The sequence below is a fragment of the Microbacterium sp. STRO-2N genome, from assembly GCF_057747775.1.
The window spans coordinates 40,829-55,589 of sequence record NZ_CM173223.1; the positions used below are offsets into that span (position 1 = coordinate 40,829).

At 69.6% G+C, this 14,761-nt stretch carries 15 protein-coding genes; 6 read left to right on the plus strand and 9 right to left on the minus strand.

Going from position 1 to position 14,761, the window contains the following annotated elements; translation table 11 throughout:
- Positions 1 to 67: 67 nt before the first annotated feature.
- Positions 68 to 679 carry a TetR/AcrR family transcriptional regulator gene (locus tag AC3ANN_RS00120; RefSeq protein ID WP_488338980.1) on the plus strand — a complete coding sequence of 204 codons (612 nt, stop codon included), beginning with the start codon at positions 68 to 70 and terminating at the stop codon, positions 677 to 679.
- Positions 680 to 778: 99 nt separating this feature from the next.
- Here the strand turns inward: AC3ANN_RS00120 and AC3ANN_RS00125 are convergent, their stop codons facing one another.
- Entirely contained in the window at positions 779 to 2,167 is a 1,389-nt protein-coding gene (locus AC3ANN_RS00125) for a DUF2252 domain-containing protein (RefSeq protein ID WP_488338981.1), read from the minus strand.
- 51 nt (positions 2,168 to 2,218) lie between these two features.
- Entirely contained in the window at positions 2,219 to 3,718 is a 1,500-nt protein-coding gene (locus tag AC3ANN_RS00130; protein ID WP_488338982.1) for an arylsulfatase, read from the minus strand.
- A gap of 85 nt (positions 3,719 to 3,803) precedes the next feature.
- On the opposite strand from AC3ANN_RS00130, the gene AC3ANN_RS00135 reads away from it, so the two are divergent.
- The 3 genes from AC3ANN_RS00135 to AC3ANN_RS00145 all read left to right on the plus strand — a co-directional run bounded on the left by AC3ANN_RS00135 (position 3,804) and on the right by AC3ANN_RS00145 (position 6,796).
- Positions 3,804 to 4,739, plus strand: a complete 936-nt coding sequence (locus AC3ANN_RS00135; protein ID WP_488338983.1) for an HAD family hydrolase — start codon at positions 3,804 to 3,806, stop codon at positions 4,737 to 4,739.
- Positions 4,740 to 4,806: 67 nt separating this feature from the next.
- Positions 4,807 to 5,925, plus strand: a complete 1,119-nt coding sequence (locus AC3ANN_RS00140; RefSeq protein ID WP_488338984.1) for an AI-2E family transporter — start codon at positions 4,807 to 4,809, stop codon at positions 5,923 to 5,925.
- Between the two features lie 49 nt (positions 5,926 to 5,974).
- Positions 5,975 to 6,796, plus strand: a complete 822-nt coding sequence (locus tag AC3ANN_RS00145) for a potassium channel family protein (protein WP_488338985.1) — start codon at positions 5,975 to 5,977, stop codon at positions 6,794 to 6,796.
- Positions 6,797 to 6,854: 58 nt separating this feature from the next.
- On the opposite strand, the gene AC3ANN_RS00150 is transcribed toward AC3ANN_RS00145, so the two are convergent.
- From AC3ANN_RS00150 to AC3ANN_RS00160, 3 genes are read right to left on the minus strand one after another with little or no spacing between them, the layout of a single operon-like run.
- Complete coding sequence (locus tag AC3ANN_RS00150) at positions 6,855 to 7,208, minus strand: SHOCT domain-containing protein (protein ID WP_488338986.1); 354 nt, start codon at positions 7,206 to 7,208, stop codon at positions 6,855 to 6,857.
- 10 nt (positions 7,209 to 7,218) lie between these two features.
- A complete protein-coding gene (locus AC3ANN_RS00155; protein ID WP_488338987.1) occupies positions 7,219 to 7,638 on the minus strand; it encodes a DUF6325 family protein in 420 nt (139 codons plus the stop codon).
- Between the two features lie 22 nt (positions 7,639 to 7,660).
- A complete protein-coding gene (locus tag AC3ANN_RS00160; RefSeq protein ID WP_488338988.1) occupies positions 7,661 to 8,044 on the minus strand; it encodes an SHOCT domain-containing protein in 384 nt (127 codons plus the stop codon).
- Positions 8,045 to 8,223: 179 nt separating this feature from the next.
- Between AC3ANN_RS00160 and AC3ANN_RS00165 the strand changes: the two genes are divergently transcribed.
- On the plus strand, positions 8,224 to 9,315 hold the full coding sequence (locus AC3ANN_RS00165; RefSeq protein ID WP_488338989.1) for an AI-2E family transporter: 1,092 nt from the start codon (positions 8,224 to 8,226) through the stop codon (positions 9,313 to 9,315).
- A 112-nt stretch (positions 9,316 to 9,427) separates the two neighbouring features.
- Entirely contained in the window at positions 9,428 to 10,564 is a 1,137-nt protein-coding gene (locus AC3ANN_RS00170; RefSeq protein WP_488338990.1) for a peptidoglycan-binding domain-containing protein, read from the plus strand.
- A 49-nt stretch (positions 10,565 to 10,613) separates the two neighbouring features.
- On the opposite strand, the gene cls is transcribed toward AC3ANN_RS00170, so the two are convergent.
- The 4 genes from cls to AC3ANN_RS00190 all read right to left on the minus strand — a co-directional run bounded on the left by cls (position 10,614) and on the right by AC3ANN_RS00190 (position 14,750).
- On the minus strand, positions 10,614 to 12,149 hold the full coding sequence (gene cls / locus AC3ANN_RS00175; protein ID WP_488338991.1) for a cardiolipin synthase: 1,536 nt from the start codon (positions 12,147 to 12,149) through the stop codon (positions 10,614 to 10,616).
- A gap of 64 nt (positions 12,150 to 12,213) precedes the next feature.
- Positions 12,214 to 13,155 carry a formylglycine-generating enzyme family protein gene (locus AC3ANN_RS00180; RefSeq protein WP_488338992.1) on the minus strand — a complete coding sequence of 314 codons (942 nt, stop codon included), beginning with the start codon at positions 13,153 to 13,155 and terminating at the stop codon, positions 12,214 to 12,216.
- Between the two features lie 26 nt (positions 13,156 to 13,181).
- Positions 13,182 to 13,853: a GAP family protein gene (locus tag AC3ANN_RS00185; protein WP_488338993.1), complete on the minus strand. Its 672-nt coding sequence runs from the start codon at positions 13,851 to 13,853 to the stop codon at positions 13,182 to 13,184.
- Positions 13,854 to 13,913: 60 nt separating this feature from the next.
- Positions 13,914 to 14,750 (minus strand): LLM class F420-dependent oxidoreductase, encoded by an 837-nt coding sequence (locus AC3ANN_RS00190; RefSeq protein ID WP_488338994.1) that lies wholly within the window; start codon positions 14,748 to 14,750, stop codon positions 13,914 to 13,916.
- Between the last annotated feature and the right edge of the window lie 11 nt (positions 14,751 to 14,761).

A 14,761-nucleotide genomic window follows, 5' to 3' on the forward strand; every position in this document is an offset into this window, starting at 1 on the left:
ATCAGGGAAGACCGGATTGCGCGATCGTGCGCCGGCCCTAGGCTGACCGAGGGACGGGAGGAGCCGGATGCCGCGCCCGCGCGTGAACCTGCTGTCGGTGGATCTGATCGCCGACGCCGCCATCGAACTGGCCGACTCCGGCGAGACGTTCGGCGTCAACGCCCTCGCACGGCGCCTCGGCGTCACGCCGTCGTCGCTCTACAACCACGTCGACGGCAAGGACGCCATCGTCGAGCTGATGCGCACCCGGCTCGGCGAGCGATACCTACCCGAGCCGATCTCGGGGGAGTGGCACGAGATCGTCACCGGCACCGTCCGCGGCCTCCGCCGGCTGTACGCAGACCACCCGCTCATCGTTCCGCTCATCGTCGGCAAGACGATCACCGACCCCGGCGTGATCGCCAGCTACGACCGGCTCGCGACCGCGCTGGTCGAGGCCGGCCTCCCCGACGACGAGGTGCTCGCTGTCGTGGCTGTCGTCGATGCGTTCGCGATGGGCTTCGGCCTCGACGTCACCTCGCCCGACGAGATCTGGAGCGGGGAGGTGCCCACCGAGACACTGGGCCGATTGATGACGGATGCCGCGACCGGCCGTGAGCGCAGCGACCGTGCCTTCGAGATCGGGCTCGAGATGCTCGTCGCGTCGCTGCGGGCACGTGTCGAGCGACCACGGGACTGAGCCGCGACACCGGCGACGGCACGCGGAACCGCCGCCCCGCGATGCTCACTCCTCGGAAGAGAGCATCAAGGATGCTGCAGCAGCAGAAGCCGGGACGTGTCACGTGTCGGCTTGGTCGGCCCGATGCGCATCGACGAAGGCGTCGTAGTCGCTCTTCGAGAGCGCGGCGTACGCGAACGCCCACTCGAGCAGGGCCTCGCCCACCACGCGGCCCGTGCCGATGTATCCGGCCACCACGGCGGCGTGCGGCGACTGCGAATGGGCGCGCGCGAGCGTCGCCGCGCACGCCTCCGCGTAAGCGCGGAACGGACGGTCGTCGAGCACCTCGGTCTCGACGGAGCCCTTCATGTCGTGGAACTGACGCACGTAGAAGTCGCCGGACTCGGACCGCAGGTGTCCGAGGAACGGGTCCGACACCGCCTGCAGGATGCGTTGCAGCGCGACGACGCGCCCGCCGTGGCCGTGAGCAGCGATGTAGTCGGTCGCCTCACGCGGCTGCTCGATCCCGCCGTGCTCCACGAGCACGCTCTCGCCGGCCTGCTTGGCCTGCAAGAGGAGCGCGTTGCCGTCGCCATCCTGGAAGAGCACCAGGCCGCACAGGGTGCCCACGCTGCCGACGCCGACCACGCGGCGTGCGATGTCCGACACTGTGTAGTGATTGAGCAGCATCCGGATGTCGATGTTCGCCGACCGCGTGTAGCGGCCCACGTTCGCGTGCAGCCGCGCCCCGCTCTCGGCGTCGCCGTGCACCATCGCCGGCGGACGCTCGACGAACACCATGCGGCCGTCGGGGAGCGTCTGGGTGAGTCGTCTCGTCGCCCGTTCCGCCGTGCGCTTCTGGGCGTCGTGCATCGCCTCCTTCAGCACGCTGCGCGTCTGCTTGTCGGCCGCGTCGGCGAACGCCCGCACGTCGAGATGCTCGAAGAACCGCAGCAGCGGGCTGCGCTGCGCGTATGCGTCCATCGCCCGCGCGTACGTCCGTACGGCAGCGAGCGCGGCATCCGTCACCACCGCATCGTCGCGCGAGGTCGCCTGCCCGCCGATCACGATGCTGGTGACCAGGCGCTTGACATCCCACTCCCACGGCGCCCAAGCGGCCTCGTCGAAGTCGTTCAGGTCGAACACGAGGGTCCGCTGTGGCGAGGCGTAGAAGCCGAAGTTGGCGATGTGCGCATCGCCGCAGGAGGGGACCAGGATGCCGCTGTGCGGGTCGCGCGCGAGATCCGCCGCCTGCAGGGCCGCGGTGCCGCGATAGAACGCGAACGGGCTCGCCGACATCCGCTCGATGCGCAGCGGCACGAGCTCGGCGACGCGCGTGGCGTTCTGCCGCTCGAGGATGCCGAGCGGGTCGCGGCCCGCGCCGCCGAGTCGCGAGAGCGCGCGCCGCGGCGTGTGCTGCCGGGCGGCACGTCCCTCGGCGATGCGCTCCGCCACGCTCGGCGGGATCGCCCAGGAATCGGCAGACGCCGTCGGCGCGGAACCGCTCATGGGGTCATTGTGGCCCGCGCCGTGCTCGAGCGATAGACGGGCGCGGATCTCCTAGACGTTGCCGGCGGTGGCTTTGAGCTTCTCCATGACGCGGTCGAGGTTGAAGGCCGCTGGCTCCTGTCGCACGGGGAACTCCACCAGCGTCTGCAGCATCTGCGCGACGAACGCCTGCGCCGGGATGAAGAGGAAGATGCGGTCGAGCATCCAGTCGAAGTAGGTGTTCGACGTGACGTCGGCGCGCTCGTACGGGTCGGTGCGCAGATTGAACAGCTTCGGCGCGCGCAGCTCGGTGTACGGCTCGAGCCACACGTTGAGCGTCCCGACCGCGCGCTGCTCGAGGAAGACGATCTTCCAGTTGTCGAAGCGCAGCGCCGTGAGGTCGCCGTCGTCCGACACGTAGAAGAAGAACTTCCGCGCGCTCTCGTCGACCTCCCCGGTGATGTAATCGAGTTGGTTGTGGCCGTCGAGGTGCACCTTGTATTCGGTGCCGACGAGGTCGGTGCCGGCCCTCAGGCGGTCGGCGACGTCGGGGTCGCCGGCGGCGGCGAGCAGCGTCACGAACCAGTCGGCGTGGCTCACGATGCCGTTGAGCGTGGTGCCCGCGGGGATGCGACCGGGCCATCGGACCATGCACGGCACGCGGTACGCGCCCTCCCAGTTGGAGTTCTTCTCGTTGCGGAAGGGCGTCATGCCGGCGTCGGGCCAGCTGTTCATGTGCGGGCCGTTGTCGGTGGAGTACATGACGATCGTGTTCTGGGCGAGCCCCAGCTCGTCGAGCAGGTCGAGCAGGTCGCCGACGATGTCGTCGTGGTCGAGCATCGTGTCGTGGTACTCGGACTGCCAGCGTCCGGCGCGTCCCTTGCTCTCGGGCTTGGTGTGCGTGCGGAAGTGCATGTGGGTGGAGTTGAACCAGACGAAGAACGGGGTCTCGTCGTCCGCCTGACGGCGGATGAAATCGGCCGCGGCGTCGCGGAACTCCTCGTCCACGGTCTCCATGCGCTTCTTGGTGAGCGGACCGGTGTCTTCGACCCGCTGCGTGCCGTCGGCGTTCGCCCACGAGTGGATGACGCCCCGAGGACCGAATCGCTCCTTGAAGTGCGGGAAGTCCTCCGCCTTCGGGTAGTCGGGGTGCTCGGGCTCCTCCTCGGCGTTGAGGTGGTACAGGTTGCCGAAGAACTCGTCGAAGCCGTGCGCGGTGGGCAGGAACTCGTCGCGGTCGCCGAGGTGGTTCTTGCCGAACTGCCCGGTGGCATACCCCTGTGCCTTCAGCGCCGTCGCGATCGTCGGATCCTCGGCCCGCAGGCCGATGTCGGCGCCGGGCATGCCGACCTTGGTGAGGCCCGTGCGGTACGGATTCTGGCCGGTGATGAACGCCGCGCGGCCGGCCGTGCAGCTCTGCTCACCGTAGTAGTCCGTGAACTTCACACCCTCGTCCGCGATGCGATCGATGTTCGGCGTGCGGTACCCCATGAGCCCGTCGGAGTACGCGCTCAGGTTCGAGATGCCGATGTCGTCGCCCCAGATGATGAGGATGTTCGGCTTGTCGGACATGGGGCCTCCTGGATCGTGGCCGGGCGAGGGCGAGGTGCTCTTTGCATCCAAACAGCCCGCGCCGCACAGCGCTAGAGTCGCGGGCATGAACGATGCGCTTCCGTCCTGGCGGGACACCGCGACCCGAACCGCGATCCTGGAGTTCGTCGCAGCGGTGACCACCGAGGAGAGCCCCGACCTCGTGGCGCGCGACGCACGCGTCGCCGTCTTCGACAACGACGGAACCCTCTGGACCGAGAAGCCGATGCCGACGCAGCTGCACTACCTGCTGCAGCAGTGGAAGGCGGCCGCCGAAGCCGACCCGGCGCTCGCCGATCGCCAGCCGTACCGGGCGGCCGTGACGGGGGACTTCGCGTGGCTCGGGGGTGCCATCGACAAGCACTACGCCGGCGACGACTCCGATCTCGGGCTGCTCATCGGGGCCGTGGCGGCGTCCAGCGCGGGAGCGAGCGTCGAGGAGTACGAGGCATCCGTCGCCGCGTTCTACCGGCAGGCTCGCCACCTCTCGCTCCACAGCTCGTACGCGCACACCGTCTATCAGCCGATGATCGATTTGATCCGCCTCCTCGACGCGCACGACTTCACGACGTACATCGTCTCGGGCGGCGAGCGCGACTTCATGAGGCCGATGACCCAGGACTACTACGGCATCCCGAGCCAGCGCGTCATCGGCACCGCGATGGGACTCGAGTACGATGCCGACGACAACGTCGTGCGCTACACGTCGTCGCTCGACTTCTTCGACGACGGTCCCCAGAAGCCGGTGCGGATCTGGGCGCGCACCGGACGGCGCCCGATCCTCGCGGGCGGAAACTCCAACGGCGACATCCCGATGCTGCGATTCGCGCAGGGCAATCCGCGCAGCCTGAGCCTTCTGGTCCACCACGACGACGACACCGGCCGCGGCGACGAGCCGTACGACAAGGGCGCCGAGGACGCGCTCGCGGCGGCGAGCGCGCACGGGTTCACGGTGGTGAGCGTGCGCGACGACTGGGCGCAGGTGTTCCCGGCGGAGTCCTGAACACCGGCCGGCGGTCGGTTCAGCGCGCCCTCACCGGCCCGGTGGCCGCGACGCCTACCCTGAACTCGTGAAGCGCGCAGCCCCGTCCCCCGTGCCGCCTGCGTCCGTGCTGCCGCCCAGCCTGCGCGTCCTCCTCGGACTGGCCGCAGCCGTCGTGGTGCTCGCCGGGATCTTCTTCGCCCGCGAGATCTTCGGGCCGCTGGTGCTCGCGATCGTGCTCGTGGTCATCTGCGAGCCGGTGCGCCGCCCGCTCGAGCGGCGAGGGTGGCCGCGATGGGCGGGCACGACCGCCGTCATCGTCGTCGGCTACCTCGTGCTGGTGCTCATGGGCGTGCTGCTGTGGATCGCCGGCACGCAGTTCGCGCAACTCGTGGGACAGTTCGCCGACGAGCTCCGCGGCAGCGTCGACGATCTGATCGCGTGGCTCCAGTCCGTGGGCCTGGACGAGGAGGCGTCGGATGCCGCGGCCTCCGTCCTCGACCCCCAGACGCTCCTCGAGCTGGCCTCCAGCCTCGGGGGCGCGGCGATCGGGGTGGCGACGGCGCTGTTCTTCGTCTTCGCGTACATCATCTTCATGGCCGCCGACGCGGCCCGCTATCGCGATGCCGGGCGCGTGTTCGGCGATGGGCACCGTCCGGTGCTGGCGCGGATCGGGCGCCTGAACACCGGCATCCGTCGGTACTACGTCGTCAACGCCTCGTTCGGCGCCGTCGTGGCGATCATCGACGGGCTCGCCCTGTGGGCCCTCGGCGTGCCGGCGCCCGTGGTGTGGGCGATCCTCGCGTTCGTCACGAACTTCATCCCGAACATCGGATTCGTGCTGGGCCTGATCCCGCCCATGGTCCTCGGCTTCGTTGTCGGCGGCTGGCCGATGCTGCTCGCGGTGATCGCGATCTACTCGGTGGTCAATGTCGTGCTGCAGGTGCTCGTGCAGCCGAAGTTCGTCAGCGATGCCGTGGATCTCAGCCTCACGCTGAGCTTCTTCGCCGTCATCTTCTGGACCTTCATCATCGGCCCGCTCGGTGCGATCCTCTCGATCCCGCTGACGCTGGCGGTGCGCGCGCTCGTGCTCGAAGGCGACCCGGGAGCGCTGTGGATGCGCTGGCTGTCGGGCGACCACACCGCCCGCCCCGGCGGCCCAGGGGCGCGCTCCGCCGCGCCGCCGTCGCCTGCGCCGCGCGGCTGAACCGGCGCGGCTCGGCGGCACGCGCCCTCACGTGCGGGAAGATGCGCGTGTGGACGAGGCATCCTGGAAGAAGCGCACCGAGATCCCGTTGCTGATCGCGAGCCTCGCCTATCTCTTCGCGTACTCGTGGCGGGTGATCGCCGATCTGAACGGCCCCGAACGCGCGGTCGCGACGACGATCGTGGGCATCACGTGGGCGATGTTCATCGTCGACTACCTGGTGCGCCTGTTCATGGCGGACCGCAAGATGGTGTGGTTCCGCACGCATCTGACGGATCTTGCCTTCGCACTGGTGCCGGTGCTGCGGCTGGTGCGGCTCCTGCGCGTGCTCACGCTGCTGCCCGGAATCCGGTCCACCGCCGGCGATCGGCTGCGTGTTCGGATCATGGTCTATGGCATCGGGGCATCCGTGATCCTCATCTACGTGTCTTCGCTCGCCGTGCTCGAAGTCGAGCGGCACGCCCCCGGCGCGACGATCACGACGTTCGGCATCGCGACCTGGTGGGCGTGCGTGACGGTGACGACGACCGGCTACGGCGACTACATCCCCGTGACGGATTCCGGGCGCGTGGTCGCATCAGCGCTCATGTTCGGCGGGGTCGCGCTCGCCGGCATCATCACGGCGTCGCTGGCGTCATGGGTGCTCGAGCGGGCGGCGCGGCATCAGGACGCGCACGAGCCGGCCACGCGGGCGCAGGTGCGGATGCTCATGGACAAGGTCGACGCGCTCGCCGCGGCATCCGCCGGTCACGACGCGGGCGGCGCATCCGGCGGCGAATCGACCAGTGGCACCGGCGAACCGCGCCACGAGGCCGACGTGGAGGGCTGGGAAGACCTCGGCAACGGCGGCGACGACCGCCCCGGCGGCTGACAGCACGACGACACCAAGAAGGCCGCACCCGAGAGTGCGGCCTTCTTCGTGTGTGTCGTCAGCCGAGCAGCTTGGCCTTCGCGGCGGCGAACTCGTCGTCGGAGAGGATGCCCTGCGCGTGCAGCTGTCCGAGCTGGCTCAGCTGCGCCATCAGGTCGTCGCCCGCGCTCGCGGCGGGTGCCGGTGCGGCCTGGTGAGCGGGCATCTGCGCGGCGACAGCCTGTGCGGCGGCGGCTTCCATGGCAGCCTGCTGCTGCTGCATCTCGTAGGCCTGCGCCTCCTGCTGCTGATAGGCCTTCTGCTGCTGGTGGCGTGCGATGCCGCCTGAGACGGCGGTCGCCGTCCCGGCGACGACCGCCGTGCGGGCCGCCATTCCGATAAGGCCGGGGCGTCCGAATCTTCCGAGTGGCATGTCTCCTCCTTCAGCCGGCGTTCTCTGCGAGGAACGCGTTCACGATTGGTGCGGGGATGCCGTGGCGGGCGAGGACCGTGCCGCCGGCGTCGTAGAGCGCAGCCGCGAACGACTTGGCCCACAGCAGCTCGACCACGAGGATCGCCGCGGAGGACCCCGGCTCGAGGCCCTCGGCGAGCGCCTCGATGTCTTCCTGCCCGGCGAGGCCGGCCAGGTCGAGAGCGGGAACGCCGTCGGCGTCGATCGTGTCGGAGAGCTCGAGGATCTCGAGCTCTCCCTCGGGCGATCGCCGCGCGAATACGAGGTCGAGCAGGTTCACCGTGCCCGACTCCACAAGGTCGTCGATCGCCTCGAGCACCGCTGGGCCCGGCCGGTCGCCGTCGAAGCCGATCGCGTAGAACTCGATCGGACCGTAATCGAAGGTTGTCATGTCTTCTCCTCTCGGGCGCTGACTAGGCCGACAGCGCCTTGGCCTTGAGCGTGTCGAACTCGGCCTGGCTGATCGTGCCGGCGTCCAGCAGCGACTTCGCCTTGGCGATGTCATCGGCGGCGCTCGGAGCGGAGCCTGCCGCCTGGCGGATGTACTCGGCCTGGGCCGACTGGATCGCCTGGGCCTGTGCGAGGGATCGCTTCTGCATGCCGGAGCCGCGGGCGATGAGGTAGATCAGTGCGGTCAGGAACGGCACGAAGATCAGAAAGAGGATCCACATCGCCTTGAGCCAGCCGTTCAGCTCATGGTCGCGGAAGATGTCGGCGATGATCGAGAACACCACCATCAGGTAGGCGACGAAGACGAAGACCCAGAAGATCCAGAGGATGAAGTCCCAAAAGCCCATGGTGTGCGGTCCCAATCGTTGGGACGGGCCCAGCGCCCGTCACTGGTACAGAACCTAGCGTCGCGCGTGCGGGCGCGACATCCCCCGATCCGCATGAAATCATGGCGGGCGCACAGGTGCGTTCACCGTTCGCGCGCGTGGTGCGGTGCGACGGCGCAGGATGCCGCGATCATGAGGGCATGACGTCAGACGACACCGCACGCCCCGGCCGGATCGCCGGCGTGCTCGCCGGTCTCGACCGACCGCTCGCGACCGGATTCCTCGTCACCATCGGCGTGCTCGGGGCACTGCTGCTGGGCAGCGCGCTCGGCGCCGTCTCGACGATCCTGGTCTACATCACGCTGGCGATCTTCCTCGCGGTCGCACTCGATCCGATCGTGCGGGTTCTCGAACGCCGAGGCGCCCGTCGGGGAGCCGCCATCGCGATCGTCTTCTGCGGATTCGCGCTGCTCATGGCGGCGTTCCTCATCTTCGTGCTCCCGCCGGTGATCGCGCAGATCATCGAACTCGTCGAAGCACTTCCCGGCGCGATCGCAGCCGTCCCCGAGTCGGACTGGTTCGCGCGGCTCAGCACCGAAGCGCAGACGGCCGTCTTGGCGGGTCTCGCAGAGCTGTCGAAGTGGATCACGTCGCCGTCGACGCTGGCGTTCCTGGGTGGTGGCCTCCTCGCGGTCGGTGCGGGGATCGTCGGCGGCATCTCGGCGGGGTTCATCGTGGTCGCCCTGACGCTGTACTTCCTCGCCTCGCTGTCCGCGACCAAGCGTGCGATGTACGCGCTGGCGCCCGCCCGCAGTCGCGCGCGGGCGGAGGATCTCACCGAGCGGATCACGACGTCGGTGGGCAGCTCGCTGATCGGTTCCGTCATCCTGTCGTCGATCAACGCGGGCGTCGTGTTCGTCTTGCATCTTGCGATCGGGCTGCCCTTCCCCGCGCTGATGGCGGTCGTCGCCTTCGTCATCACCCTCATCCCGCTCTTCGGGTCGGTGATCTTCTGGGTGCTCGGCACCGCGGTGGCGTTCTTCACCAGCCCGTTGCAGGCGCTGATCTTCGGCATCGCGTACCTGATCTACATTCAGCTGGAGTCCTACGTCGTGAGCCCCCGCGTGATGACCCGCGCGATCTCGATCCCGCCGGCCCTCGTGCTCATCGGGGCCCTCGTCGGCGGCACCCTGATGGGCGTCCTCGGTGTGCTGCTCGCCCTCCCCGTGATGGCCTCGATCCTGATCGTCGTCCGGGAGGTCGTGATCCCGCGGCAGGATCAGAAGGTCTGACCGGGGCGGGAGCGCTCCGACGCGGATCCCACAGATCGCGTGACGCGCTTGCGCCGTCTCGTCGACAGACTGTGCGGGTGAGCGTCCGGGCTCACCCGACGGGAGGCCACGCATGGGGAACGATCGCAGGCCGGTGCCGGTGCGCCGCACGGCGGCGGCGGCAGGAGCGCTCTCGCTCGCCGTCGCCCTCCTGGCGGGTTGCGCCGCGGAGATCAGCGACGTCGACGCGGCGCAGGCGAGGGTGACCGCGAAGGAGAAGGCGGTCGCCGAGGCCGAGACGGCGGCGGCCGACGCGTCGGCCGAGTTCTGCCGGTCGAGCGAGGACTACATCCGCGCACTCGACCGATACGGCGACGTGCTGAACGCCACCGCCCCGACCGTCGGCGACGTGCGCCTCGCGGGTGCGGATCTCGTCGAACCCCACGACGAGGCGGTGAGCAGCGCCGAGGCCGCCGCCGACGCGCAGCAGGACCTCGTCGCCGCTCAGCAGGAGCTGGCAGAGGCCCAGGCCGCGCTCGCGGCTGAAGACGCCGACCCGGCTGCCGTGGACGCCGCCGACGCACCGCTTTCGGAGCCGACGCCGCTCGCGCCCGCCGCCTCGGTCGACCGTGTCACACAGGCCGAGGCCGAATTCGCGCAGGCGCAGGACGGCATCGGCGACGGCACGCCGCTCGTCGACGCGGCCGAGCAGTTCAACAGCGCCGCGGTGACGCTCGAGATGGCGTGGCTGGTGCTGTTCGCGGATGCCGGATGCCTCACCGACGAGCGGCAGGCGCAAGCCGTCGCGGCCGTCCGCGCGTACACCTCGGCGCTGCAGCAGGACCTCACGACCGCGGGCTACTACGGAGGGGCGGTCGATGGCGTCTACGGACCCCTGACCACCCAGGCCGTCGAGGACCTGCAGCAGACGGCAGGGCTGCCCGTCACCGGGACGGTCGACAAGGCGACGGCCGAGGCGCTCCAGGGCGAGCTCGTCGCTCAGGGCGAGACGGCCGCGCAGGACGCGATCGCCTCGACCGCCGCCGTGCAGCAGACCCTCAAGCTCGCCGGATTCTGGGACGGACCGGTCGACGGCGTGTGGACGCCAGAGCTGACCGACGCCGTGAAGGACCTGCAGCTCGAGCTCGGCGTCGAGCCGACCGGCGCAGTGGATGCCGCCACGGTCCTCGCGTTCCAGGAGGCGCTGGCCGAACTCGAGCGCGTGGAGCCGGCGCCTTCCCCGACCGCGGAGGACGGCGAGGACGGATGAAGGATGCCGGGGCCCGCCGTCGCGCCGGCGGTCGCGGCATCCTTCGATCTCAGTTGAGGGCGGAGGTGAGCCGCATCACGCCGTCGAGGAACGTGGCCTTCTTGGGCTCGCGGCGCCACTCCTCGAGCGTGAGCTCACGACCGGCGTCGCGGTAGCCCTGCTCGACCGCGCGCATCGCCGAGACGAACGTCTCACCGCGCACGAGCAGCGAGACCTCGTTGTTCAGGCTGAACGAGCGGATGTCCATGTTGCTCGAGCCGATCACGGCGATGTCGTCGTCGATCGAGAAGTGCTTCGAGTGCAGGATGAACGGCGCGGGATAGAGGAAGATCCGCACCCCGGCCTCGAGCAGGGCGCTGTAGTACGAGCGCTGCGCGTGCCACACCATGAACTGGTCGCCGATCTCCGACACGAACAGCTGCACCTCGACGCCGCGCTGGCACGCGCTCGTGATGGCGTAGACCATCGCCTCGTCGGGAACGAAGTACGGGCTCGTCAGGATGATCTTCTCGGTCGCGCCGTAGATGAGCGAGAGGAACAGCCGCAGGTTGTTCTCGGTGTCGTACACCGGGCCGCTCGGCACCACCTGGCACATCAGCGCATCGGCGGCGGTCGACTGTGCGACCTCGGTGGCGGGCAGGTGCTCGGCCGCCGACAGGTCCTCGCCGGTCTCGATGAGCCAGTCCGACAGGAACACCGTGTTGACCTCGGCGACGACCGGTCCGGTCAGCCTGGCCATGAGCTCCTGCCACTTGAGGCCGCGCTTGATGTTCTTGGGTGAGTCGTACGTGCGGTCGATGAGGTTCTGCGATCCCATGAAGCCGACGCGGCCGTCGACCACGACGATCTTGCGGTGGTTGCGAAGGTCGGGGCGCTGGTACTTGCCCTGGAACGGCATGACCGGGAGCATCCACGACCAGGTCACCCCGATGCGATCGAGCTCGGCGAGCGTCTCCTTCGCGTTGGGGAGCCGCTTCGTCGAGAAGTGGTCGGCGAGCAGGCGCACCTTGACGCCCCGCGCGACCGCGCGCTCCATCGCGGCGAAGAACCCGCGCGTGGTGTCGTCCCACGCGACGATGAAGAACTCCACGTGCACGAAGTGCTGGGCGGTCTCGATCTCGGCGGCCATCGCATCGATCGACGCCTGGTAGTCGCCGTACAGCTGCGCCTCGTTGCCCCACGTCGCGGGGAGCGCAGTGAGGGTCTCGTTCTGCTGGACCACCCGCTGGAACCATCGCGGCCAGTCGGCTGGGCCTACGCGTCCGGAGGCTCCGGGCGACGCGCCAGCGGCGCCTGGAGGGGACGTGGGGACGACCTTCTCGAGCTGCTTGTCGGCGACGTTCCCACGGATCATGGCATCGATCCGCGCCTGTTCGCCCCGGCGCTTCGCCGGCAGGCGGAAGTTGCCGATGACGAGGTACAGGATGATGCCGACGCCGGGGAGGATGACGATCAGCAGCAGCCACGCCATCGCCGCCGTCGGCTTGCGGTCGCGCGGGATGTAGATGAGGGCCACGACCACGATGACCAGGTGCACGAGCACCGCCAGGCCCCACGACAGGTTCGCGCTGAGAAGGAGATCCACGGGGTCAGTCTGCCGTGCCGTCGGCCCGCAGACATCGCGCAGTGCACATGAAACGCCGGGGAGGTCAGGCGTCGCGGACGCAGCGGAAGCCGATGTGCGACATCCCGGTGTCCTCCGCCTGCGGCGAGCGCGCTGCCGGCCGGAAGCGCAGGCAGTAGTCCGGCGAGCACAGGTGCGACCCGCCCTTGAGCACGCGGCGGGGGATCGTCGGGAAGCCCTCCTGGGCGCTCGCCGCGGCGAGCAGGTTCTCGCGCTTGCCCGCGTCGACAGGCTTTTCCGACAGTCGCAGGTGCCGGGGCGTGTAGTAGTCGGTCGTCCACTCCCACACGTTGCCGGTCATGTCATACAGCCCGAAGCCGTTGGCGGCGTACGAGCCGACACGTGCGGCATCCCCGACCCCCTGGTTGTCGTAGGGGAAGCGCCCGAGCCACGAATTCGCCTGCGGGACGCCGTCCGGGTAGGGCTCGTCGCCCCACGCGAACCGGGCGCCGTCGAGACCCCCGCGTGCCGCGTACTCGTGCTCGGCCTCGGTCGGCAGGCGTAGACCTGCCCAGTCGGCGTAGGCGACGGCATCCTCGAAGGCGATGTGGACGACCGGGTGCCGCATGCGCTCGTCGATCGACGAGCCGGGGCCGAACGGACGACGCCAGTACGCGCCCGGCTGCCAGCGCCACCAGTTGCGCCAGTTCTGCAGATCGGTGGGACCGGCTGTCGGCGTGAAGACCATGGAGCCCGGCACGAGCTCGGCGGGGTCGGCGCCGGGGAACACGGCCGGGTCCAGCTCGCGCTCGGCGACCGTCACGTACCCGGTGTCATCGACGAACGCGGCGTACTGCTCGTTCGTGACCTCGAACCGGTCGATCCAGAATGCGCCGACCTCGCGTACGTGCACGGGCCGCTCGTCGTGGTAGAAGTCCTCGGATCCCATGCGGAACACGCCACCCTCGAGCAACACCATGTCGTGCTCGGGCGTGCGGTGTTCGGGCCGGCGTGCGGGGGAGGTCACGCGTTCCACCGTAGCCGGGGCACAGGTCAGAAGGCGCCGATGCCCTTGCCGATGAGGTTCGCGCCGATGACGAGCAGCAGCACGGCCATGATGACGGCGTTCTCCTTCGCGAGCCAGCCGCGCAGCGCGGCGAGCGGCGCCTTCAACCTGTCCGCGGCGATGAGGTAGCCGACGACCGGGACGAGGATGGTGGATGCCGCGATCAGCGAGAAGACCGCGATGACGACGACGATCGACCCCGTGTCGAGGTCGGCCGTTCCGATGTCGGTGCCGGCGGCAGCCGCGAGCAGCAGGTTCTTGGGGTTCAGGGCTGACAGCAGGAAGCCGAGGCCGAGCGCCTTCGCGAACGTCACCTGGTCGATCGCCTGCATCCACTTCGGGAGGGCCGGCTCCTTGTCCCCCTTCGGCCGGCCACGCCACTGGCGCAGCGCGAGCAGCAGCAGCAGCACGCCGAGCACCAGCTGGACGACGCCCCTGACCGGGTTGGAGTCATCGTCGTCGCCGGCGGGGAACACCGACGACAGCAGCGTGAACACGGTCACCGCGATGACGATGCCGGCGACCCAGCCGAGGAGGAACCCGACGCTCGTGACGCGTGCCCTCGGTGAGAGCAGCATCAGGATCGCGGCGATGATCGGGATCGGACTGATCGCCACGCCGACGGCGAGCGGGAGGATGTCTCCGATGACGGCGCCCATGCGAGGCCTCCTGACGGCGGTGCGGCGGCTGTTCGGCACCACCGTATCGTCGAGTGGCGGTCAGACGCCGTTGACGCGGTCGCGCCACTTCAGCAGCGGCTCGAGCGGCGAGAGGTCGTAGTCCGGTCCATCGATCGCCGGCACGATGAGCCGGAAGCCGAGCTCGTAGAGCCTGTCGGGGGCGTCGGCCTCCAGCAGCGGACCGAACCCGCGCACCGTGAAGCCGGTCGACAGCTCGATGTCGGCGGGGTCCCGTCCTTCGCGCGCACACCACTCGTGCATCACGCCGATCTTGCGGGGCAGATCGTCGAGCGGGGTGAACGTGTGCCAGATGTCGGCGTGCTGCGCCACCAGCTGGAGCGTCTTGCGCTCGCCCTGTCCGCCGATCAGCACCGGCATGCGGCGGGTCGGCGACGGATTCAGGCGGGCCCAGCGCGCGCGGATGCGCGGCAGATCGGCCGCGAGCGCGTCGAGTCGCGAGCCCACCGTGCCGAACGCGTAGCCGTACTCGTCGAAATCGCGCTGCGCCCAGCCTGAGCCGGTGCCGAAGATGAACCGGCCGGTGCCGGTCGCATGGGCGCTGATGTGGTCGACCGTCCGCGCCATGTCGGCCTGCAGGTCGGCGTTGCGGTACGGACTGCAGTTCACGAGCGGCCCGAACTCGACCCGCTCGGTCTGCTCGGCCATCGCCGCGAGCACGGTCCACGCCTCGTAGTGCTCGGCCTCGGTCGGCTCGGTGAGCGGGAAGAAGTGATCCCAGTTGAAGATCGCGTCGACGCCCAGGTCCTCCGCGCGCAGCACCGCGTCGCGGAAGGCGGAATATGGGGCGTGCTGCGGCGCGAGCTGCACTCCGATCCGCAGCGGACGGTGGTCGGCGGGATGCCTCGACTCGGTCACGCGGGGACCCC